The following is a 20,523-nucleotide window of genomic DNA, read 5'->3' on the forward strand; positions in this document are numbered from 1 at the left end:
TCCATGGCAACGAATAACCTGCTGGTCGAACTGTTTGTCGAGGAGCTGCCGCCCAAGGCGCTGAAGAAGCTGGGCGAGGCATTCGCGGGCGTGCTGTTCGATCAGCTCAAGGCCCAGGGACTGACCGGCGCCGGCTCGGTGCTCACCTCCTTCGCCTCGCCGCGGCGGCTCGCCGCGCACCTCACCGCCGTCGCGTCGCAGGCGGCGGACAAGCCGGTGTCGCAAAAGCTGATGCCCGTGGCCGTGGGCCTGGACGCGAACGGCCAGCCCACTCCCGCGCTGCTCAAGAAGCTGCAGGCGCTGGGTGCCGACGCGGCTGCCGCCGCGGGCCTGAAGCGCGCCATGGATGGCAAGGCCGAGGCCCTGTTCTACGAAAGCACCGTCAAGGGCGCGACCCTGGCCGAAGGCCTGCAGAAGGCGCTCGACGAGAGCCTCGCCCGGCTGCCGATTCCCAAGGTGATGACCTACCAGCTCGAGGACGGCTGGACCGACGTGAAGTTCGTGCGTCCGGCGCATGCGCTGGTGGCGCTGCACGGCACGGAGGTCGTGCCGGTGCAGACGCTGGGCCTGAAGGCTGGCAGCACCACGCACGGCCATCGCTTCGAGGCCGCCAGCGACTCGATCGGCATCCGCGACGCCGACAGCTACGCGGCCACGCTGGAAACCGAAGGTGCGGTGATCGCCGGCTTCGAGGCACGCCGCGCCGAGATCGTGCGCCAGCTGGCGCAGGCGGCGGCGCAGGTCGGCGGCGGCGTGCGCCCGGTCGACGACGAGGCGCTGCTCGATGAGGTCACGGCGCTGGTCGAGCGCCCCAACGTGCTGGCGTGCGAGTTCGAGCCGCAGTTCCTCGAAGTGCCGCAGGAATGCCTCATCCTGACGATGAAGGCCAACCAGAAGTACTTTCCCCTGCTCGACGCGGCCGGCAAGCTGACCAACCGCTTCCTGGTCGTGAGCAACATCCGACCGGCCGATGCGAGCGCGGTGACCGGCGGCAACGAGCGCGTGGTGCGCCCGCGCCTGGCCGACGCCAAGTTCTTCTTCGACCATGACCGCAAGAAGCCGCTGGCGGCGCGGGTGCCGGGGCTGGCCCGGGTGGTCTACCACAACAAGCTGGGCACCCAGGGCGAGCGCATCGAACGCGTGCGCGCCATCGCCAGGGTGATCGGCGCCCAGCTCGGCAGCGATGCGCTGGCGCAGAACGCCGACCGCGCCGCGGAACTGGCCAAGGCCGACCTGCTCACCGACATGGTGGGCGAGTTCCCCGAGCTGCAGGGCATCATGGGCCGCTACTACGCCCTGAACGACGGCCTGGGCGCGGAGATCGCCGATGCGATCGAGGACCACTACCGGCCGCGCTTCGCCGGCGACGCGCTGCCGCGCAACCCGGTTGGCATCGTCGTGGCGCTGGCCGACAAGCTGGAAACGCTGGCCGGCCTGTTTGCCATCGGCCAACTGCCCACCGGTGACAAGGATCCGTTCGCGCTGCGCCGGCATGCGCTGGGCATCGTGCGCATGCTGATGGAAAAGGACCTGTCACTGGAACTCGACGGCCTGGTGACCGAAGCGCTCGGCCTGTTTCCGCAGGCGGCGGCTGGGACCGCCGTGCAGCTGTCCGACTTCATCTACGACCGGCTCGCCGGCCTGCTGCGCGAGCAGGGCTACAGCGCGCACGAAGTGGACGCCGTGCTGGCGCTGCGCCCGCAGCGCCTGGGCGACGTCGCCAAGCGACTGGCGGCGGTGCGCGCCTTCGCGGCCCTGCCCGAGGCGCCCGCGCTGGCGGCGGCCAACAAGCGCATCGGCAATATCCTGAAGAAAGCCGACGGCGCGGTGGATCCGCACGTGAGCGAAGTCCTGCTGAAGGAGCCCGCGGAACAGGCGCTGTATGAGGCGATGAAGGGCGTGGCGCCCAAGGCCCGGCAGCAGTTCGAGTCGGGCGACTACACCAGCTCGCTGCAGACGCTGGCGGCGCTGCGCACGCCGGTCGATTCCTTCTTCGATGGCGTGATGGTGAACGCCGAGCAGGCCGACCTGCGCCTGAACCGGCTGGGCCTGCTGGCGACCCTGCACCAGGCGATGAACCGCGTCGCCGACCTGTCGCGCCTGGCCTCCTGAAACTCCAATGAACCCCCACGCTCCGCACTTCGTGTCGTCGCTGCCCCCCGAGGGGGCTGGACTGCCTTGGGGCGGCCCGGCGGCAGTCCGGCCATGAAACTCGTCATCCTCGACCGCGACGGCACGATCAACAACGACAGCGACGAATTCATCAAGTCGCCGGACGAGTGGAAGCCCCTGCCGGGCGCCCTGGAGGCGATTGCGCGCCTGAACCACGCCGGATGGCACGTGGCCGTGGCGTCCAACCAGTCGGGGCTGGGGCGCGGGCTGTTCGATGTCGCCTCGCTCAACGCGATGCACGCCAAGATGCACAAGCTGCTGGCCGCCCAGGGTGGCCGCATCGACGCGGTGTTCTACTGTCCGCACGCAGCCGACGAAGGCTGCCGCTGCCGCAAGCCGCGGCCCGGCCTGTTCGAGCAGATCGCCGAGCGCTTCGGCGTCGACCTGCACGGCGTGCCGGTGGTCGGCGACGGATTGCGCGACCTGCAGGCGGGCGTGGCGGTCGGCTGCGAGCCGCACCTGGTGCTCACCGGCAAGGGCGCTCCGCTGCGCGGCCAGCCGCTGCCGGACAACTACCCGCCGGGCACGCGGGTGCACGAGGACCTGGCGGCCTTCGCCGAGTGGGTCATCGCCCAGCCGGCCCGCACGATCGCCTGATGGCCTTCGTCCGCTCGGTCCTCCACGCCCTCTGGATGCTCGTCACGGTCGTGCCGTTCGCGACGGCGATCGTGGTTGCGTCGGCGTGGGCCGGCAGCCTCGCGCGGTACCGGATGGCGGTGACCTGGCTCGCCTGGAGCATGCATGGCCTTCGCGTGCTGTGCGGCGTGCGCTGGCGCGTCGCCGGCATGGAAAATCTGCCGGACGGCGAGACCAGCCCCGCGATCCTGCTGGTCAAGCACCAGTCCACGCTCGAAACCTTCCTGATGCCGGTGCTGATGCCGCATCCGCTGGCCTACGTGTTCAAGAAGGAACTGCTGCAGATTCCTTTCTTCGGCTGGGCGATCGGGCGGCTGGACATGATCCACATTGACCGCAGCCAGCGCGCGCTGGCCTTCAGCAAAGTCATCGAGCAGGGCGCACGGCTGTTGGCCAAGGGCGTCTGGATCATCATGTTCCCCGAGGGCACGCGCATCCCGCGCGGCAAGAAGGGCGCCTACAAGAGCGGTGGCACGCGGCTGGCGGTGGCCACCGGGGCGCCCGTGATCCCGATCGCCGTCAGTTCCGGCAAGGCTTGGCCGCGGCGCGCATTCGTCAAGGTCCCGGGCGTCGTCGACGTGTCGATCGGCAAGCCGATCGCGAGCCAGGGCCGCGACCCCGAGGAGTTGATGCGCGAAGTCGAGACCTGGATCGAGGCGGAAATGCACCGGCTCGATCCCGAAGCCTACAAATAGTTCGCGCTCCGCGCGACTGGCTCCATCGCGCTATCGATGCGCGAGGGTGCAGCCGCTAAACTCGCTGCCCATATGCACCGGCTGTTGCAGCTTACCCTGGACTTCTTCGACTCTGTCGACGCCGCCCCGGTGCCGGGCCCCAAGACGAAGGAGCCGCGCAAGCGTCCGGCCGAACCGCCGTCGGCGGCGCCCACCACCCCGGCGCCGCGCCTGGACGAGATCCTGCAGCCCGCATCATTCCGCCATCCGCGCGCCAACCGCGAAGCCGTCCTCGGCGACTCCGTCGTCGCCTTCGAATTCCGGCGCGCCAAGCGCCGCAACATCGGCTTCATGGTGGGGCCGGAAGGACTCACGGTGAGCGCGCCCAACTGGGTGCCGCTGTACGAAGTGGATGCGGCGGTGCGCAGCAAGTCGCCCTGGATCCTGCGCAAGCTGGGCGACGCGCATGAGCGGCAGCAGCGCGTCGAGTCGGCGCGCATCGACTGGCGCGAAGGCGCCACCTTCCCCTATCTGGGCGAGCCGGTCAGCGTGGTGCTCGATCCGCGCCATGCGTTCAAGGAGGTGGGCGGCATCCTGCAGCCGGCCGAAGGCGGCTTGCCCGGGGAGCCGCGGCATGCCCTGCACATCGGCTTGCCGCACCACGCCGAACCGGCCCAGATCCGCGATGCCGCGCAGGCCTGGCTGATGCGCCAGGCCAAGCGCGTGTTCACCGAGCGGCTGGATCACATCGCGCCGCAGCTGGCCGTGCGCTGGCGCAAGCTGGTGCTGTCCAACGCCGGCACGCGCTGGGGCACCGCGCACTCGGACGGACTGATCCGCCTCAACTGGCGACTGATCCACTTCCGGCTGCCGGTGATCGACTACGTGGTGGCGCATGAGCTGAGCCACCTGCGCGTGATGGACCACAGTCCGCGCTTTTGGGACACCGTGGCCACGGTGGTGCCGGACTACGCGCAGCTGCGCGGCCAATTGAAGGACGAAGCGCTCCCGACCTGGTGAGCGGCTCCGGGGAATTCAGGTGGCCGTGAAGCGCCACACGCCGTCGGCGTCGCGCCGGCGTGAAAGCAGACCGTCGTACCACAGCGCATGCAGGTGCGCGATCGATTCGCCCATGGCGAAGGTGGTCTGGTGCAGGTCGAGCTTGCGCTTGAACAGCACCGGCAGCACGTCCGCAGCCGACTGCGGGGCGGCCTTGCAGGCGGCGATCACTTCCTGCAGGCGTTCTTCATGGTGTTCGTGCAGCTGGCGCACCCGCTCGTGCAGGCCCCGGAACGGCTTGCCGTGCGAGGGCAGCACCAGCGTCTCCTCGGGCAGCGCCCGGAACTTGTCGATCGACTCGAGGAACAGCCGCAGCGGATTCGACTCGGGCTCGATGTCGTGCACGCTGATGTTGGTCGAGATGCGGGGCAGCAGCATGTCGCCCGAGATCAGCAGCCCGAGCTCGCCGCAGTGCAGGGCGATGTGCTCCGGTGCATGGCCGAACCCGCTGATGCACGACCAGTCCAGGCCGCCGATGGACACCGTGTCGCCGCCCTGCAGCCGCCGGAACTGCCGCGGCACCTGCGGCACCATGCTCGGGTAGTAGCCGGTGCGCGCCTTGATCTTCTCGACCGCGTCCGGATCGGTCAGGCCATGCGAAGCGAAGAAGTCGGCCGCCGCCGGCCCGCCGAAACCGGTGGTCGACTGCGAGGCCAGGCGCGCGGCGTTGTAGTCGGTGGCGCTGATCCACAGCGGCGCGTTCCAGCGCTCGCACAGCCACCAGGCCAGGCCCACATGGTCCGGGTGCATGTGGGTCACGATGACCCGCACGATGGGCAGGCCCTGCAGCTGCGTTTCGAAAATGCGCTCCCACTGCGCCTGCGCTTCCTCGCGGCTGATGCAGCAGTCCACCACGGTCCAGCCCTCGCGGCCTTCGAACTGGTCGCGCAGCAGCCACAGGTTGATGTGGTCAAGCTGAAACGGCAGGCCCATGCGGATCCAGCGCACGCCATCGGCCAGCTCCAGGGATTCGCCCGGCACGGGCAGGGTGTCGCCGAGGGGGTATTGCAGTCGCTGTTCGAGTGGGCTCATCGGGCTCATCGGTACGGGATTGACGTTGACGTAAACGTCATATGTAATCGACGCATTGTAGGCAGGGGCAGGGACATTCGCTGTCCCGGGCGTGCACGAGAACTTTATGGCGACCACGACGACGTACACCATCAGCGACCTGGCCAGGGAGTTCGACCTCACCACGCGCGCCATGCGCTTCTACGAGGACATGGGGCTGCTGCAGCCGGAGCGTTCAGGCCCGGGCGGGCGCAACCGCGTCTACAGCGCCCGCGACCGCACCCGGCTGAAGCTCACGCTGCGGGCCAAGCGCCTGGGCCTGTCGCTGACCGAGGCCAAGGACATCATTGACATGTACGACAGCCCGCGCGACACCGGGCCGCAGCTGCGCAAGTTCCTGGCGGTGCTGGCGGAACACCGCGCGCAGCTGGAAGAGCAGATGGCCGAACTCGAGGCCAACCTGGACGAGGTGCGCACCCACGAGCGGGAGGCGAGGGCGCTGCTCGCCAAGGTCGACAAGGCGCTGCGGCAGGCCTGAACTCGGCCGAACGGGCCGCGGGTCCCGTTCCTCGCCCACCTTGCCCCGCGCGCCGTCCGACTGGCCCGATGCCGGCGTTTTCGCCATAATTGACGTTTACGTAAACGTCAATTCAAGGAGCCGTCCGCCATGCCAGTGCCCTTCGAGCCCCAAGACCCGGACTACGAACGGCGCGTCCGCGCCAGCTTCGAACGGCAGGCGGCGATGACCACGATCGGGGCTCGCCTGGCCGAGGTCGCCCCGGGCCGGGTCGTGGTCGAGCTGCCGTACTCGAAGGCGCTGACCCAGCAGCATGGCTTCATGCACGCCGGCATGATCGGCACGGCACTGGATTCGGCCTGCGGCTATGCGGCCTCCACCCTCATGCCGCCCGACGCGGGGGTGCTGACCATCGAGTACAAGGTCAACCTGCTGGCGCCAGGGCGTGGCGAGCGCTTTCGCATGGAAGGCGTCGTCGTCAAGCCCGGCCGCACGATCACCGTGGTCGAAGGCCGGGCCTGGGCCATCGACCAGGGCCAGGAAAAGCTCATCGCCACCATGACGGCGACCGAAATGACCATCGCCGGACGCGAAGGCATCCAACACTGATTCACCGGAGACAGCTGCATGAACAACCTCCCAGGACTCAACTTCCAGCTTGGCGAAGACGTCGACGCGTTGCGCGAGGCGGTGCAGGCATTTGCGCAGGCCGAGATTGCGCCGCGCGCGGCGGAGATCGACCGCAGCGACCAGTTCCCGATGGACCTGTGGCGCAAGATGGGCGAGCTGGGCGTGCTCGGCATCACCGTGCCCGAGGAGTACGGCGGCGCCAACATGGGCTACCTGGCGCACATGATCGCGATGGAGGAGATTTCGCGCGCTTCGGCCTCGGTCGGCCTGTCCTACGGCGCGCACAGCAACCTGTGCGTGAACCAGATCAAGCGCAACGGCAGCGAGGCGCAGAAGCGCAAGTACCTGCCCAAGCTGATCTCGGGCGAGCACGTGGGCGCGCTCGCCATGAGCGAGCCGGGCGCCGGCAGCGACGTGATCTCCATGAAGCTCAAGGCCGAGGACAAGGGCGGCTACTACCTGCTCAACGGCAACAAGATGTGGATCACCAACGGGCCGGATGCCGACACTCTGGTGGTGTACGCCAAGACCGAGCCCGAACTCGGCGCCCGCGGCGTCACCGCCTTCCTGGTTGAAAAGGGCATGAAGGGCTTTTCCATCGCGCAGAAGCTCGACAAGCTGGGCATGCGCGGTTCGCACACCGGCGAGCTGGTGTTCCAGGATGTCGAAGTGCCGGCGGTCAACGTGCTGGGCGCGCTCAATGGCGGCGCCAAGGTGCTGATGTCTGGCCTGGACTACGAGCGCGCGGTGCTCGCCGCCGGCCCGATCGGCATCATGCAGGCGGTGATGGACAACGTCGTGCCCTACATCCACGACCGCAAGCAGTTCGGCCAGAGCATCGGCGAGTTCCAGCTGATCCAGGGCAAGGTCGCCGACATGTACACCGTGCTGCAGGCCGGGCGCGCCTTCTGCTACACCGTGGGCAAGAATTTGGACCAGCTCGGCAGCGAGCACGTGCGCCAGGTGCGCAAGGACTGCGCCTCGGTCATCCTGTGGTGCGCCGAGAAGGCCACCTGGATGGCCGGCGAGGGCATCCAGGTCTTCGGCGGCAACGGCTACATCAACGAGTACGCGCTCGGGCGCCTGTGGCGCGACGCCAAGCTGTACGAGATCGGCGCCGGCACCAGCGAGATCCGCCGGATGCTGATCGGACGCGAGCTGTTCGCGGAGACGATGTAGGCCCACCCCCGCTTGCGGGGGGTGCGACTTACGCAGAATTCCCTACCCTGATGCCTCATCGCTGGCTACTGCGAGAATCCTGACATGCCCTCCATCGCCGACCTCTTTGCCCATAACCGCGCCTGGGCGGCGCAGATGGAGCGCGACCGCCCGGGCTTCTTTGCCAGCCTGACCAAGCAGCAGTCACCCAAGTACATGTGGATCGGCTGCTCCGACAGCCGCGTGCCGGCCAACCAGATCACCGGGCTGGAGCCGGGCGAGGTGTTCGTGCACCGCAACGTCGCCAACGTGGTGGTGCATTCCGACCTCAACGCGCTGTCGACCGTGCAGTTCGCGGTCGAGATGCTGAAGGTCGAGCACATCATGGTGGTCGGCCACTACGGCTGCGGTGGCGTGCTGGCGGCGCTGCACAGCAAGCGCATCGGCCTAGCCGACAACTGGATCCGCCATATCCAGGACGTGCGTGACCGGCATCGCGGCATCCTCGAGAAGCTGGCACCGGAGCAGCGCGGCGACGCGCTGGTCGACCTGAACGTGATCGAGCAGGTGGTCAACCTGTGCGTCAGCACCGTGATGCAGGACGCCTGGGCCAAGGGCCAGAACGTCACCATCCACGGCTGGGCCTTCGGTGTCAACGACGGCCTGCTGCAGGACCTACACATGACGGTCTCGAGCGCCGATTCGCTCGAGCCGGTGTACCGCGCCGCAATCGAAGGCGTGATCGCGGCGCGCAGCTGAAGCACGGACGAGCGGCATGTCGGTCTTTCCCCAGCGCCTCGACTCCCCGCTCGCTTACGACATCGCCCGCGCGATGCTCGACGGCTTCAACCGCCACTACCGGCTGTTCCGCACCGAGTCGGCGCGGGCCAAGCACCGTTTCGAGACCGCCGACTGGCACGGCCAGCAGCGCGCGCAGCGCGAACGCATCCAGTTCTACGACCTGCGCGTGCGCGAGGCGGTGACCCGCCTGGAGAAGGAGTTCCGGGCCGGCGACCAGCCCATGGACGTATGGCAGCAGGTCAAGCTGCACTACATCGGCCTGCTGGTCGACCACCACCAGCCGGAGTTGGCCGAGACCTTCTTCAATTCGGTCACCTGCAAGATCCTGCACCGCACCCACTTCCACAACGACTTCATCTTCGTGCGGCCAGCGGTGTCGACCGAGTACATCGAGAACGAGGAGCCGGCGGCCAAGCCGACCTACCGCTCGTACTACCCCACGCGCGACACGCTGCAGGACACGATCGAGCGCATCGTCGACAACTACCAGCTGCAGCGGCCCTTCGAGGACCTGCCGCGCGACGCCGGCTATGTGATCGAAGCGATGAGCGCGCGGCTGGCGCAGGTGAAGCTGCGCGCCAACTTCCAGATCCAGGTGCTGTCCTCGCTGTTCTACCGGAACAAGGGCGCCTACGTGGTCGGAAAGCTGATCAACGGATTCAACGAGGTGCCGTTCGCGCTGCCCATCCTGCACAACAAGCAAGGCCGGCTGATCATCGACACCGTCCTGTTCGGCGAGGACGACCTGCAGGCGCTGTTCTCCTTCGCGCGCGCCTACTTCATGGTGGACATGGAGATCCCGTCGGCCTACGTGCAGTTCCTGCGCTCGCTGATGCCGCGCAAGCCGCGCAACGAGATCTACAACGCGCTCGGCCTGGCCAAGCAAGGCAAGACGCTGTTCTACCGTGACCTGCTCTATCACCTGCGGCATTCGAGCGACAAGTTCCGCATCGCGCCCGGCATCAAGGGCATGGTGATGCTGGTGTTCGACCTGCCCTCGTTCCCCTACGTCTTCAAGCTGATCAAGGACTACTACCCGCCGCAAAAGGACACCACGCGCGAGCAGATCAAGGGCAAGTACCTGCTGGTCAAGCAGCACGACCGCGTGGGCCGCATGGCCGACACGCTGGAGTACAGCGAAGTCGCCTTCGCGCGCGAACGCATCGAGGAAGAGCTGCTCGAGGAGATCCGCAAGTTCGCGCCCAGCCAGCTCGAGATCAGCGACCGCGACGGCGACGGCCATGAAGAGGTGATCATCAAGCACCTCTATATCGAGCGGCGCATGATTCCGCTGAACATCTACCTGCAGGAGGCCTTCGACGCGCTACAGGCGGCTGCCCCCGGCAGCCTGGCGGGGCAGCATGCGCATGACCAGATCGAGCGCGCGGTGATCGAGTACGGCAACGCGATCAAGGACCTGGTGTCCGCCAACATCTTCCCCGGCGACATGCTGTGGAAGAACTTCGGCGTCACGCGCAACGGCAAGGTCGTGTTCTACGACTACGACGAGATCGAATACCTCACCGACTGCAACTTCCGCAAGGTGCCCAAGGCGCACAACGAGGAGGAGGAACTGTCCGGCGAGGTCTGGTACAACGTCGGCCCGCGCGACGTGTTCCCGGAAACCTTCGGCCCCTTCCTGCTGGGCAACACGGCGGTGCGCGAGGTGTTCATGCAGCACCACGGCGACCTGCTCGACCCGGCCTTCTGGCTCGACCGCAAGGACCGCATCCTGGCCGGTCATGTGCACGACGTGTTCCCCTACGACCGCGCCAAACGCTTCGCGCGCCGCTACGCCGCCGCACCCGCGGGAGCCGGCGCGCTGGAATTCACGGCATGAACGGCCGCGGCGACTCGGGGCAGTGAGGCATGCGCGATGCTTGGGAACTCGCCAGCTTCATCGTCACGGCGCTCGGCCTGCCGTTCGCGATCCTGTTCTTTGCCTGGGAGCAGCGCAAGGAACGCGACAACGAGGACGAAGAGGCGTACCAGCTTTTGTCGAACGCCTACAACGATTTTCTCAAGGTCGTGCTGGCTCATCCGGACCTGCACCTGCGAACCAACGAGCCGCTGGCGAATCCCACCCTGGAGCAGAGGGAACGGATGCTGGTGATCTTCGATATGCTGATGTCGCTGTTCGAGCGCGCCTACCTGGTCGCCTACAAGCCGGGAATGAGCGAAACCGAAGCCCGGCGCTGGAACAGCTGGGACGACTACATGCGCGAGTGGTGCCGCCGCGAAGACTTCCGCACTGCGCTGCCGCTGCTGCTGCGCGGCGAAGACCCCGAATTCCAGAGCTACCTGCGCCGCATCGCCGATGAAGAGCGCAGCACGTCCATCCAATTTTCCTAAAGGAGTGAACCATGTCCGAAGCCATCGTCATCGTCGGAGCCGCCCGAACCCCCATGGGCGCATTCCAGGGCGACTTTTCCGCGCTTGCCGCGCATGACCTGGGCGGCGCCGCCATCCGCGCCGCGCTCGAGCGCGCCGGCGTGCCCGGCGATGCCGTGGGCGAAGTGCTGTTCGGCAACTGCCTGATGGCCGGCCAGGGCCAGGCGCCGGCCCGCCAGGCGGCGTTCAAGGCGGGGCTGCCCAAGAGCGCCGGTGCCGTCACCCTGTCCAAGATGTGCGGCTCCGGCATGAAGGCCGCGCAGTTCGCACACGACATGCTGCTGGCCGGCACGCACGAAGTCATGGTCGCCGGCGGCATGGAAAGCATGACCAACGCGCCCTACCTGTTGCTCAAGGGCCGTGGCGGCTACCGCATGGGCCACGACAAGGTGTACGACCACATGATGCTCGACGGCCTGGAAGACGCCTACGAGCCGGGCCGCGCCATGGGCACCTTCGGCGAGGACTGCGCCGCCAAGTACAAGTTCTCGCGCGAGGCGCAGGACGCCTTCGCCACCACCTCGGTGCAGCGCGCCAAGAAGGCCACCGAGTCAGGCGCCTTCGCTGCCGAGATCACGCCGGTCACGGTGAAGAGCCGCGCCGGCGAGACCGTGGTGTCCATCGACGAAGGCCCGGGCAAGGTCAAGCTCGACAAGATCCCGCAGCTGCGGCCCGCGTTCAAGAAAGACGGCACGATCACGGCCGCGTCCTCCTCGTCGATCAACGACGGCGCCGCCGCGCTGGTGATGATGACCGAGAGCACCGCCAAGCGCCTGGGCGTCAAGCCGCTGGCGCGCATCGTCGGCCACACCATGCATGCGCAGGAGCCCGAGTGGTTCACCACCGCGCCGGTGGGTGCCACCCAGAAGCTGCTGGCCAAGACCGGCTGGAAGGTGTCCGACGTCGACCTGTGGGAAGTCAACGAAGCCTTCGCCGTGGTGCCGATGGCGCTGATGACGGAGCTGAAGGTCTCGCACGACATCGTCAACGTCAACGGCGGCGCCTGCGCGCTGGGCCACCCGATCGGCGCCTCGGGCGCGCGCATCATGGTCACGCTGATCCACGCGCTGCAGGCGCGCGGCGGCAAGCGCGGCATCGCCACGCTGTGCATCGGCGGCGGTGAGGGCACCGCGGTGGCTCTGGAACTGATCTGAGCGCCGCCGGACCGCTCCTGGGCGCGAAGGCCCCCTCGGGGGGCAGCGCAGCAGGTTTGCCTGCAAGCGTGGGGGCGGAATGATGACGGTCCTCGTCCTCGGCGCGTCGCGCGGCATCGGACTGGAGTTCGCCAGGCAATACCGCGAGGCGGGCGAGCGCGTGATCGCGAGCGCGCGCGACGAGGCGGGGCTGGCGCGCTTGCACGCGCTGGGGGCCGAGACCCTGCGCATCGACGTCAGCGACGCGCAGAGCGTCAGCGCCCTGGGCTGGCAGCTCGATGGCGAGAAGATCGACCTGGCGCTGTACGTCGCGGGCGTGATGTCGCGCGGCGGCGCCACCCAGCCGCCGGCGCAGGGCGATTTCGACCGCGTCATGCGCACCAACGTCTGGGGCGCGATGCAGGCGATCCCGCAGGTCGCGCCGCTGGTGGAGGCGGCGCGTGGCAGGTTCGTCTTCATCACGAGCGCGATGGGCCGTATTGCCGATGTCTCGTCCAGCTACAGCTGGGTGTATCGCGCCAGCAAGGCCGCGCTGAACATGACGGTGGCAGCCGCGCAACCCGACTACCCCGAAGCGGTTTTCGTCGCCATGAGCCCGGGCTGGGTGCGCACCGACATGGGCGGGGCCGGCGCACCGCTGGCACTGGAAGTGAGCGTGCGCGCGATGCGCGAGGTCATCGCCGGACTGTCGAAGAAGGACCAGGGTACTTTCCTCAACTACGACGGCCGTCCCTTCGACGGCTGGTAACCGACCATCATGTTGCTGACCCAAGACCAGGAAATGATCCGCGACGCCGTCCGCGCGTTCGCGAAGGAGCAGCTCTGGCCCAACGCCGCGCGATGGGACAAGGAGCACCACTTCCCGCACGAGGCGCACCAGGGGCTGGCGGCGCTGGGCGCCTACGGCATCTGCGTGCCCGAAGAATACGGCGGCGCCGGCCTGGACTACCTGACGCTGGCGCTGGTGCTGGAGGAGATCGCCGCGGGCGATGGCGGCACCAGCACCGCCATCAGCGTCACCAACTGCCCGGTGAACGCCATCCTGATGCGCTACGGCAGCGAGGCGCAGAAGCAGCAGTGGCTCACGCGGCTGGCACGCGGCGAGTTGCTGGGGGTGTTCTGCCTGACCGAGCCGCACGTGGGAAGCGACGCCTCGGCGCTGCGCACCACCGCCAGGCGCGACGGCGGCGAGTACGTGCTCAATGGTGTGAAGCAGTTCATCACCAGCGGCAAGAACGGCCATCTCGCCATCGTGATCGCGGTCACCGACAAGACGGGCGGCAAGAAGGGCATGAGCGCCTTCCTGGTCCCGACCGACGCGCCCGGCTATGTCGTGGCGCGGCTGGAGGAAAAGATCGGCCAGCACTCCAGCGACACCGCGCAGATCCAGTTCGAGGACTGCCGCATTCCGGCGGAGAACCTGATCGGCGAGGAGGGCGAGGGCTACAAGATCGCGCTGTCGGCGCTGGAAGGGGGGCGCATCGGCATCGCCGCGCAAAGCGTGGGCATGGCGCGCAGCGCGCTCGAAGTCGCGATCGACTACGCCAAGGAGCGCCAGAGCTTCGGCACGGCGATCTTCAACCACCAGGCAGTGGGCTTCCGGCTCGCCGAATGCGCCACCCGGCTGGAGGCCGCGCGCCAGTTGATCTGGCATGCGGCCGCGCTGCGCGATGCCGGCCGGCCCTGCCTGAAGGAAGCGGCGATGGCCAAGCTGTTCGCCAGCGAAATGGCCGAGCAGGTGTGCAGCGCCGCCATCCAGACCCTGGGCGGCTACGGCTATGTGAACGACTTCCCGGTCGAGCGGATCTGGCGCGACGTGCGCGTCTGCCAGATCTACGAAGGCACGTCGGACGTGCAGAAGATCATCATCCAGCGCGCGCTGTGATGAGCGAGCCCGCCTGCCCCTGTGGCCGCCTCGATGCCGCCGCGCGGCCGTTGCCGTTCGCGCGCTGCTGCGGGCCGGTGCTGGACGGTGCGCCGGCGCCGGATGCAGAAGCCCTCATGCGATCCCGCTACAGCGCCTTCGCTCGCGGCGACGAAGCCTACCTGCTCGCGAGCTGGCATCCGTCCACGCGTCCCGCGCAGGTGGAACTCGACCCCGCCACCCGCTGGCTCGGGCTGGCGGTGAAGCGCCATCGCCTGACCGATGCCGACCGCGCCGAAGTCGAATTCGTGGCGCGGTTTCGCTCGGGCGGCGGCCGGGCCGGGCGGCTGCACGAGACGAGCCGGTTCGTGCGCGAAGACGGGCGGTGGTTCTACGTGGACGGTGACGTCGGCTGAATAGCGTCTGGTCGATGTGGCCGCGGTGGCGATCACCACCTGCACGGCCTGAGCCGCCGCTCTAGCGATCCGTGGTGCGCGCCAGCAGCAGCGCCGGCAGCAGGCCGATCAGCACGATCGCCAGCGCCGGCAGCGCCGCTTCGGCCAGTCGCTCGTCGCGCGCAAAGTTGTGCGCCACCACGGCCAGCGTGTCGAAGTTGAAAGGCCGCAGCACCAGGGTCGCCGGCAGTTCCTTCACCGTATCGACGAACACCAGCACTGCCGCGGCCAGCGCGCTGCGCGACAGCAGCGGCACGTGCACGCGAACCAGGGTTTCGCCCGGCGTGGCGCCCAGGCTGCGGGCGGACTGGTCCATGGCCGGCGTGATGCGCGTGAGCGCGGCGTCGATGCCGTGGTAGGACACGGCCAGGAAGCGCACCAGGTAGGCATAGACCAGCGCGGCCAGGCTGCCGGTGAGCAGCAGCCCGGTCGATACCTGCAGATGCGCGCGCATCCAGGCGTCGACCGTGTTGTCCATCCAGGCGAGGGGCACCAGGATGCCGACCGCGATCACCGAGCCCGGCAAGGCATAGCCCAGGCCCACCAGCATGTTGGCGCCGCGCACCCAGCGGCGCGGGTACAGCCGTCCGGCGTAGGCCACCAGCAGCGCCAGCGCCACGGCAGCGATCGCGGTGATCGATCCGGCGGTCACGCTGTGGGCCACCCAGTGGCCGAATGCGTCCCAGCGCGGGCCGCCTTCCAGCGCCAGGTGCAGCCGCATCAGCAGCGCGGCCGGCAGCGCGAAGCCGGCGGCGAAGGGCAGCAGGCACAGCAGCGTCGCGCGCCAGGCCGGCCAGCCGCGCAGCGCCACCCGCTCGCGTGCCGGCTGGGCGGCCGTGGTCGCGAAGCGCCGGGCGCCGCGCGCGCGCCGCTCCACCCAGACCACCAGGGCCACCGTCAGCAGCAGTCCCGCCGCCAGCTGCGCCGCCGCGGCACGATCGCCGAGGTTGAACCAGGCGTTGTACAGGCTCTGGGTGAAGGTGGGCAGGCCGAAGTAGGCGACGGCGCCGTAGTCGGCCAGCGTCTCCATCAGCGCCAGCATGCCGCCGGCGATCATGGCCGGCCGCGCCAGCGGCAGGGCGACGCGCCAGAACACCGCGCGCGGCGAGCAGCCCAGCGTGCGCGCCGCGTCCACCAGGTTGGGGCTGCGCTCAATGAAGGCGGGACGCGCCAGCGCATAGACATAGGGGTACAGCACGGCGATGAAAAGCAGGCCCGCGCCGTACAGCGAGCGGATGTCGGGAAACCAGTAGTCGCGCGGGCCCCAGCCGGTGAGCCGCCGCAGCGCCGACTGCACGGGCCCGCTGAACTGCAGCCAGTCGGTGTAGGCGTACGCGGCGACATAGGCGGGCATGGCCAGGGGCAGCATCAGCGCCCAGGTGAGCCAGCGGCGTCCGGGGAATTCGTACTGCGTCACCAGCCAGGCGGCGCCGGTGCCCACCAGCACCGCGCCCACCGTCACCTGCAGGCCCAGCAGCGCGGTGGTCCACACCGATTCGGCCAGCACCGTGCGCAGCAGGTGACCAAGCACATCGGCGGTTCCGGTGGTGAACAAATGACCCAGGACGCCCGCCACCGGCCCTGCCACGAGCAGGGCCACGACAAAGGCGCTCACTGCGAGCGGCGGAAAGCGGCGGCGTACCATCGGCGAGAATTGTAGGGATGAGCTTGTCCCCGCTTGCCGACGCCGGCGCGCCGCTGCAGGTCCAGCGCCTGACGGTGGCCTATGGCCTGAACGCGCCCGTGGTGCGCGAACTCTCCTTCGAGTTGCGCGTCAACGAGATCGCGTGCCTGCTCGGGCCTTCGGGCTGCGGCAAGACGACGGTGTTGCGGGCGGTCGCCGGCTTCGTTCCCCTCCTCGACGGACGCATCGTCGTCGGCGGGCGCGAGGCGAGTTCGCCCACGCACGCCGAGCCGCCCGAGCGGCGCGGCGTCGGCGTGGTGTTCCAGGACTACGCCCTGTTCCCGCACCTGAGCGTGGCCGACAACATCGCCTTCGGCCTGCGCCGCTGGGACGCGCGCGAGCGCGAGCGCCGGGTGGGCGAGATGCTGCAGCTGGTGGGACTGCAGGGCATGGCCCGGCGCTACCCGCACGAGTTGTCGGGCGGGCAGCAGCAGCGCGTGGCCCTGGGCCGCGCCCTCGCGCCCCAGCCCGCGCTGGTGCTGATGGACGAGCCTTTCTCCAATCTCGACGTCGACCTGCGCGAGCGCCTGTCGGGCGAAGTGCGCGAGATCCTCAAGGCCAGCGGCACCAGCGCGGTCCTGGTGACGCACGACCAGCACGAGGCCTTCGCCATGGCCGACGTGATCGGGCTGATGCACGAGGGCCGGATCGACCAGTGGGACGCGCCTTACCAGCTGTACCACTACCCGTCCAGCCGCTTCGCCGCCGATTTCGTCGGCGCCGGCGTGTTCGTGCGCGGCCTGGTGCGCGACATCGCCGGCGAGCGTCGCATCTCGATCGCGCTGGGCGATCTGGACGCCGGTGCGCTCGCGCATGGCACGCCGGGCCAGGTGGTGGACGTGCTGCTGCGCCCGGACGACGTGCTGCACGACGACGCCGCCCCCATGACCGCGGCGGTCGTGCGCAAGCTGTTCCGCGGCGCCGAGTTCCTCTACACCCTGCGGCTGGATTCGGGCGAGGAGGTGCTGTCGCTGGTGCCCAGCCATCACAACCACGCGATCGGCGAGCGGATCGGCGTGCGGCTTGAGGTGGATCAAGTTGTGGCGTTTCCGGTGGGGGCGGGCTGACCTGGCGTTGGGCTTTTTGACTACAATTGCGAATCAATCGCATTTGCAAACGGAGTCGACCCAATGAAGACCACCCTTCGTCTCGCCGTGCTGGCGCTGGCCGCCGCCGCCCTTCCTGCGCTTGCCCAGGACAAAGAGCTGAATCTGTATTCCGCCCGTCACTATCAGACCGACGAGGCGCTGTACGCCAACTTCACCAAGGCCACCGGCATCAAGATCAACCGCATCGAGGCGGGCGATGAGGCGCTGCTGGAGCGGCTCGCGAACGAGGGCGCCAACAGCCCCGCCGACGTCGTGCTGCTGGTCGACGCCGCGCGTCTGGCCAAGGCGCAGCAGGCCGGCCTGTTCCAGCCGGTGCAATCGGCGGAACTGAATGCGAAGATCCCCGCGAACCTGCGCGCCCCCGATGGCTCCTGGTACGCCTTTTCCACGCGTGCCCGGGTGATCGTCTACAACAAGGTCGCAGTGAAGGCTGCGGACGTGGACACCTACGAGGAACTGGCCGACCCCAAGAACAAGGGCAAGGTCTGCACCCGCTCGGGCGCGCATCCTTACCAGCTGTCGCTGGCGGCCTCGATGATCGAGCACCTGGGCGAAGCCAAGGCCGAGGAGTGGGCCAAGGGCGTGGTCGCCAACATGGCGCGCCCGCCGCGCGGCGGCGACACCGACCAGATCATGGCGGTGGCTTCCGGCGAATGCGGCGTCGCGCTGAGCAACTCCTACTACGTCGCGCGCCTGATGCGGTCGACCAAGCCCGAGGACAAGGAAGCCATTGCCAAGGTCGGCGTGCTGTGGCCCAACCAGGCCGATCGCGGCACCCACATCAACATCTCGGGCGGCGCGGTGGCCAAGTCGGCCAAGAACCGCGACAACGCGGTGAAGTTCCTGGAATACCTGGCCAGCGACCAGGCCCAGGCTTACTTCGCCAACGGCAATAACGAGTGGCCGGTGGTCAAGTCCGCGGCGGTGAAGAACCCCGCGCTGGAGCAGCTGGGCGACTTCAAGGCCGACCCGATGCCCGTGTCGGCGCTGTTGAAGAACGCCGCGGCGGCCCAGAAAATGATGGATCGCGCTGGATACAAGTGAGCGCACACTGAGGCGCGGTGCAATGCCGCCCCTCGATCAAAAAGGAAAAGCCGCGGTTCGCCCCGCGGCTTTTTTCTTGGCGCGGCGGCCGCAGCGCCACCCCACGCCACCCGCGGGAAGCGACCTGCTGTTACATCCAGTTCCACTTGTGTATGCATCCGCCTAGACTTCGCCTGCCTCAACAACCTGAAGCGGAGTCGTCCATGCAAAGCATCAGCAACTGGTTCCTGCGTCTGGCCGTCCTGTACCTGGTGGCCGGCGTGCTTCTCGGCATCGTGATGGCGGCGAGCCACGACCATCAGATGCATCCGGTGCACGCCCACCTCAACCTCCTGGGTTTCGTGATCATGGGGATGTTCGGCTTCTTCTATCGCCTGTGGCCAGAAGCCGCGGGCGCGCGCCTGGCCAAGGTGCACTTCTGGGCCTATGTGCCGGCCCACTTCGTGCAGATGGCGGCCCTGTTCGCGCTGTACCGCGGCATGACGTCGATCGAGCCGCTGCTGGGGCTGGTGTCGATGATCGTGGGCCTCGCCATCGTTCTCTTCGGTTACATCGTGTGGAAGTACACCGGCGAAGCCACTCCGGCGCGCGAGCCTGCCGCCACGGTGGGGGGCCTGGCCGCGCGCTGAGCTCCATCGGCGCACGCTAGGATGCGCCGATGATGAAATTCGATGCGATCCTGTTCGATTGCGACGGCGTGCTCGTCGACAGCGAGCCGATCACCAACGGCGTGCTGCGCGACATGCTCGAAGAACTGGGCTGGACGCTCAGCCTCGAGGAGTGCATGCGCATCTTCGTGGGCAAGGCGATCAAGGATGAGGCCGCGCTGATCGAGGCGCACACCGGGCAGCCGCTGACCGAGGACTGGATCGGGCGCTTTCGCGCGCGCCGCAATGCCCGCCTGGACCTGGAGGTGCAGGCGGTGCGCGGCGCCGTCGATGCGGTCGCCGCGCTGCATCGACGGCTGGCGGGTCGCATTGCCTGCGCCTCCGGTGCCGACCGGCCGAAGGTCGAATTGCAGCTACGGCGCTGCAGTTTGATGCCCTATTTCGACGGGCGCGTCTTCAGCGGGCACGACCTGCCGCGCTCCAAGCCGGCACCGGATGTGTACCTGGCCGCCGCCGATGCCGTGGCGGTGCCGCCGCAGCGTTGCCTGGTGGTGGAAGACACGGTGACCGGCGTGACGGCGGGCGTCGCCGCCGGCGCCACGGTGTGGGGCTACAGCCCGCCGGAAGCAGGGCACGACGCGCCCGCGGCGCTGCGCCGCGCCGGCGCTGCGGCCATCTTCACGCGAATGGAAGACCTGCCGGCGCTGGTCGGCTGAGCTTTGCGGCGCCGGCCGCGCCGCGTCACTGCTCGGCAAAGGCGCGCTCGATCACGAAATCGCCGGGGCGCGAGGTGTTGCCCTCGTTGAAGCCGCGCGTTTCGAGCATGTGCTTGAGGTCCTTGAGCATCGACGGGCTGCCGCAGATCATCACGCGGTCTTCGCTCGGGTCGAGAGGACGCATCCCCATGTCCCCGAACATCTTGCCCGACTCGATCAGGTCGGTGACGCGCCCCATGTTCTTGTACTGCTCGCGCGTGACCGTCGGGTAGTAGCGCAGCTGGCTGGTGACCATCTCGCCGAGGAATTCGTGCGCCGGCAGGTGCTCCACCAGCATGTCGTGGTAGGCCAGTTCGTCCTTCTGTCGCACGCCGTGCACGAGGATGATCTGCTCGAACTTGTTGTAGGTGTCCGGGTCGCGCACGATGCTCATGAAGGGCGCCAGTCCGGTGCCGGTGGACAGCAGGAACAGGCGCTTGCCGGGCAGCAGGTAGTCGACCAGCAGCGTGCCGGTCGGCTTGCGGCCGACGATGATGCTGTCGCCTACCTGGATATGCTGCAGCCGCGAGGTCAGGGGTCCCTCGGGCACCTTGATGCTGAGGAACTCCAGGTGGTCCTCGTAGTTGGCACTGACGATGCTGTAGGCGCGCAGCAGGGGCTTGCCGTTCACGCGCAAGCCGATCATCGTGAAATGACCGTTGGAGAAGCGCAGCGACGAATCGCGCGTCGTCTTGAAAGTGAACAGGCGGTCGGTCCAATGATGAACGGAGAGGACCTTCTCCTCGTTGAATGCACTCATGGATTGGGGCGTTGTCAGCCGTAATTATCGCAAGGCCTGAA

General features: G+C 68.2%; 21 protein-coding genes. 18 read left to right on the top strand and 3 right to left on the bottom strand.

Annotated features, from left to right (window positions below; all coding sequences use genetic code 11):
* Window positions 1-3 precede the first annotated feature (3 nt).
* The 4 genes from glyS to UC35_RS12220 all read left to right on the top strand — a co-directional run bounded on the left by glyS (window position 4) and on the right by UC35_RS12220 (window position 4,502).
* Entirely contained in the window at window positions 4-2,112 is a 2,109-nt protein-coding gene (gene glyS, locus UC35_RS12205; RefSeq protein ID WP_061499913.1) for a glycine--tRNA ligase subunit beta, read from the top strand.
* A gap of 93 nt (window positions 2,113-2,205) precedes the next feature.
* On the top strand, window positions 2,206-2,769 hold the full coding sequence (gene gmhB, locus UC35_RS12210) for a D-glycero-beta-D-manno-heptose 1,7-bisphosphate 7-phosphatase (protein ID WP_061499916.1): 564 nt from the start codon (window positions 2,206-2,208) through the stop codon (window positions 2,767-2,769).
* The gene (locus UC35_RS12215; protein ID WP_061499918.1) at window positions 2,769-3,503 is read left to right on the top strand and encodes a lysophospholipid acyltransferase family protein; all 735 of its coding nucleotides are present in this window, start codon (window positions 2,769-2,771) and stop codon (window positions 3,501-3,503) included. The genes gmhB and UC35_RS12215 overlap by 1 nt, the downstream gene beginning before the upstream one ends.
* A 72-nt stretch (window positions 3,504-3,575) precedes the next feature.
* Window positions 3,576-4,502, top strand: coding sequence for a M48 family metallopeptidase (locus tag UC35_RS12220; RefSeq protein ID WP_061499921.1), 927 nt, complete (start codon window positions 3,576-3,578; stop codon window positions 4,500-4,502).
* 15 nt (window positions 4,503-4,517) lie between these two features.
* Here the strand turns inward: UC35_RS12220 and UC35_RS12225 are convergent, their stop codons facing one another.
* On the bottom strand, window positions 4,518-5,573 hold the full coding sequence (locus UC35_RS12225; protein ID WP_061499923.1) for an MBL fold metallo-hydrolase: 1,056 nt from the start codon (window positions 5,571-5,573) through the stop codon (window positions 4,518-4,520).
* A 106-nt stretch (window positions 5,574-5,679) separates the two neighbouring features.
* Between UC35_RS12225 and UC35_RS12230 the strand changes: the two genes are divergently transcribed.
* The 10 genes from UC35_RS12230 (at window position 5,680) to UC35_RS12275 (ending at window position 14,483) form a co-directional block, all read left to right on the top strand.
* Window positions 5,680-6,090 carry a MerR family transcriptional regulator gene (locus UC35_RS12230; RefSeq protein WP_061499925.1) on the top strand — a complete coding sequence of 137 codons (411 nt, stop codon included), beginning with the start codon at window positions 5,680-5,682 and terminating at the stop codon, window positions 6,088-6,090.
* Between the two features lie 129 nt (window positions 6,091-6,219).
* Window positions 6,220-6,678, top strand: a complete 459-nt coding sequence (locus UC35_RS12235) for a PaaI family thioesterase (RefSeq protein ID WP_061499928.1) — start codon at window positions 6,220-6,222, stop codon at window positions 6,676-6,678.
* An 18-nt stretch (window positions 6,679-6,696) separates the two neighbouring features.
* Window positions 6,697-7,878 (top strand): isovaleryl-CoA dehydrogenase, encoded by a 1,182-nt coding sequence (locus tag UC35_RS12240; protein WP_061499931.1) that lies wholly within the window; start codon window positions 6,697-6,699, stop codon window positions 7,876-7,878.
* Between the two features lie 84 nt (window positions 7,879-7,962).
* A complete protein-coding gene (gene can / locus UC35_RS12245) occupies window positions 7,963-8,616 on the top strand; it encodes a carbonate dehydratase (RefSeq protein ID WP_061499933.1) in 654 nt (217 codons plus the stop codon).
* Between the two features lie 16 nt (window positions 8,617-8,632).
* A complete protein-coding gene (aceK, locus tag UC35_RS12250; protein WP_061499937.1) occupies window positions 8,633-10,498 on the top strand; it encodes a bifunctional isocitrate dehydrogenase kinase/phosphatase in 1,866 nt (621 codons plus the stop codon).
* 29 nt (window positions 10,499-10,527) lie between these two features.
* Window positions 10,528-11,010 (top strand): hypothetical protein, encoded by a 483-nt coding sequence (locus tag UC35_RS12255; RefSeq protein ID WP_061499940.1) that lies wholly within the window; start codon window positions 10,528-10,530, stop codon window positions 11,008-11,010.
* A gap of 11 nt (window positions 11,011-11,021) precedes the next feature.
* Complete coding sequence (locus tag UC35_RS12260) at window positions 11,022-12,203, top strand: acetyl-CoA C-acyltransferase (protein WP_061499944.1); 1,182 nt, start codon at window positions 11,022-11,024, stop codon at window positions 12,201-12,203.
* 79 nt (window positions 12,204-12,282) lie between these two features.
* Window positions 12,283-12,951, top strand: coding sequence for an SDR family oxidoreductase (locus tag UC35_RS12265; RefSeq protein ID WP_061499946.1), 669 nt, complete (start codon window positions 12,283-12,285; stop codon window positions 12,949-12,951).
* 9 nt (window positions 12,952-12,960) lie between these two features.
* Window positions 12,961-14,088, top strand: a complete 1,128-nt coding sequence (locus UC35_RS12270) for an acyl-CoA dehydrogenase family protein (protein WP_061499948.1) — start codon at window positions 12,961-12,963, stop codon at window positions 14,086-14,088.
* The gene (locus UC35_RS12275) at window positions 14,088-14,483 is read left to right on the top strand and encodes a YchJ family protein (RefSeq protein WP_061499951.1); all 396 of its coding nucleotides are present in this window, start codon (window positions 14,088-14,090) and stop codon (window positions 14,481-14,483) included. Before UC35_RS12270 ends, UC35_RS12275 begins: the two co-directional genes overlap by 1 nt.
* Window positions 14,484-14,544: 61 nt before the next feature.
* Here UC35_RS12275 and UC35_RS12280 read toward each other — a convergent pair whose 3' ends face one another.
* Entirely contained in the window at window positions 14,545-16,167 is a 1,623-nt protein-coding gene (locus UC35_RS12280) for an ABC transporter permease (protein ID WP_061499954.1), read from the bottom strand.
* A 17-nt stretch (window positions 16,168-16,184) separates the two neighbouring features.
* Here UC35_RS12280 and UC35_RS12285 point away from each other — a divergent pair, with 17 nt between their 5' ends.
* From UC35_RS12285 to UC35_RS12300, 4 genes are all read left to right on the top strand, one after another.
* On the top strand, window positions 16,185-17,273 hold the full coding sequence (locus tag UC35_RS12285) for an ABC transporter ATP-binding protein (RefSeq protein WP_061499956.1): 1,089 nt from the start codon (window positions 16,185-16,187) through the stop codon (window positions 17,271-17,273).
* Between the two features lie 63 nt (window positions 17,274-17,336).
* The gene (locus UC35_RS12290; protein ID WP_061499958.1) at window positions 17,337-18,359 is read left to right on the top strand and encodes a Fe(3+) ABC transporter substrate-binding protein; all 1,023 of its coding nucleotides are present in this window, start codon (window positions 17,337-17,339) and stop codon (window positions 18,357-18,359) included.
* A gap of 203 nt (window positions 18,360-18,562) precedes the next feature.
* Entirely contained in the window at window positions 18,563-18,988 is a 426-nt protein-coding gene (locus UC35_RS12295) for a hypothetical protein (RefSeq protein WP_061499961.1), read from the top strand.
* A gap of 32 nt (window positions 18,989-19,020) precedes the next feature.
* Complete coding sequence (locus tag UC35_RS12300) at window positions 19,021-19,683, top strand: HAD family hydrolase (RefSeq protein WP_061503812.1); 663 nt, start codon at window positions 19,021-19,023, stop codon at window positions 19,681-19,683.
* 25 nt (window positions 19,684-19,708) lie between these two features.
* On the opposite strand, the gene UC35_RS12305 is transcribed toward UC35_RS12300, so the two are convergent.
* A complete protein-coding gene (locus tag UC35_RS12305) occupies window positions 19,709-20,482 on the bottom strand; it encodes a ferredoxin--NADP reductase (RefSeq protein WP_061499965.1) in 774 nt (257 codons plus the stop codon).
* Window positions 20,483-20,523 lie beyond the last annotated feature (41 nt).

Source organism: Ramlibacter tataouinensis (assembly GCF_001580455.1).
GTDB lineage: Bacteria > Pseudomonadota > Gammaproteobacteria > Burkholderiales > Burkholderiaceae_C > Ramlibacter > Ramlibacter tataouinensis_B.

Coding starts and splice junctions, on each gene's coding strand:
- glyS (WP_061499913.1), top strand. CDS start 4: ATGGCAACGAATAACCTGCTGGTCGAACTGTTTGTCGAGGAGCTGCCG.
- gmhB (WP_061499916.1), top strand. CDS start 2,206: ATGAAACTCGTCATCCTCGACCGCGACGGCACGATCAACAACGACAGC.
- UC35_RS12215 (WP_061499918.1), top strand. CDS start 2,769: ATGGCCTTCGTCCGCTCGGTCCTCCACGCCCTCTGGATGCTCGTCACG.
- UC35_RS12220 (WP_061499921.1), top strand. CDS start 3,576: ATGCACCGGCTGTTGCAGCTTACCCTGGACTTCTTCGACTCTGTCGAC.
- UC35_RS12225 (WP_061499923.1), bottom strand. CDS start 5,573: ATGAGCCCACTCGAACAGCGACTGCAATACCCCCTCGGCGACACCCTG.
- UC35_RS12230 (WP_061499925.1), top strand. CDS start 5,680: ATGGCGACCACGACGACGTACACCATCAGCGACCTGGCCAGGGAGTTC.
- UC35_RS12235 (WP_061499928.1), top strand. CDS start 6,220: ATGCCAGTGCCCTTCGAGCCCCAAGACCCGGACTACGAACGGCGCGTC.
- UC35_RS12240 (WP_061499931.1), top strand. CDS start 6,697: ATGAACAACCTCCCAGGACTCAACTTCCAGCTTGGCGAAGACGTCGAC.
- can (WP_061499933.1), top strand. CDS start 7,963: ATGCCCTCCATCGCCGACCTCTTTGCCCATAACCGCGCCTGGGCGGCG.
- aceK (WP_061499937.1), top strand. CDS start 8,633: ATGTCGGTCTTTCCCCAGCGCCTCGACTCCCCGCTCGCTTACGACATC.
- UC35_RS12255 (WP_061499940.1), top strand. CDS start 10,528: ATGCGCGATGCTTGGGAACTCGCCAGCTTCATCGTCACGGCGCTCGGC.
- UC35_RS12260 (WP_061499944.1), top strand. CDS start 11,022: ATGTCCGAAGCCATCGTCATCGTCGGAGCCGCCCGAACCCCCATGGGC.
- UC35_RS12265 (WP_061499946.1), top strand. CDS start 12,283: ATGATGACGGTCCTCGTCCTCGGCGCGTCGCGCGGCATCGGACTGGAG.
- UC35_RS12270 (WP_061499948.1), top strand. CDS start 12,961: ATGTTGCTGACCCAAGACCAGGAAATGATCCGCGACGCCGTCCGCGCG.
- UC35_RS12275 (WP_061499951.1), top strand. CDS start 14,088: ATGAGCGAGCCCGCCTGCCCCTGTGGCCGCCTCGATGCCGCCGCGCGG.
- UC35_RS12280 (WP_061499954.1), bottom strand. CDS start 16,167: ATGGTACGCCGCCGCTTTCCGCCGCTCGCAGTGAGCGCCTTTGTCGTG.
- UC35_RS12285 (WP_061499956.1), top strand. CDS start 16,185: ATGAGCTTGTCCCCGCTTGCCGACGCCGGCGCGCCGCTGCAGGTCCAG.
- UC35_RS12290 (WP_061499958.1), top strand. CDS start 17,337: ATGAAGACCACCCTTCGTCTCGCCGTGCTGGCGCTGGCCGCCGCCGCC.
- UC35_RS12295 (WP_061499961.1), top strand. CDS start 18,563: ATGCAAAGCATCAGCAACTGGTTCCTGCGTCTGGCCGTCCTGTACCTG.
- UC35_RS12300 (WP_061503812.1), top strand. CDS start 19,021: ATGAAATTCGATGCGATCCTGTTCGATTGCGACGGCGTGCTCGTCGAC.
- UC35_RS12305 (WP_061499965.1), bottom strand. CDS start 20,482: ATGAGTGCATTCAACGAGGAGAAGGTCCTCTCCGTTCATCATTGGACC.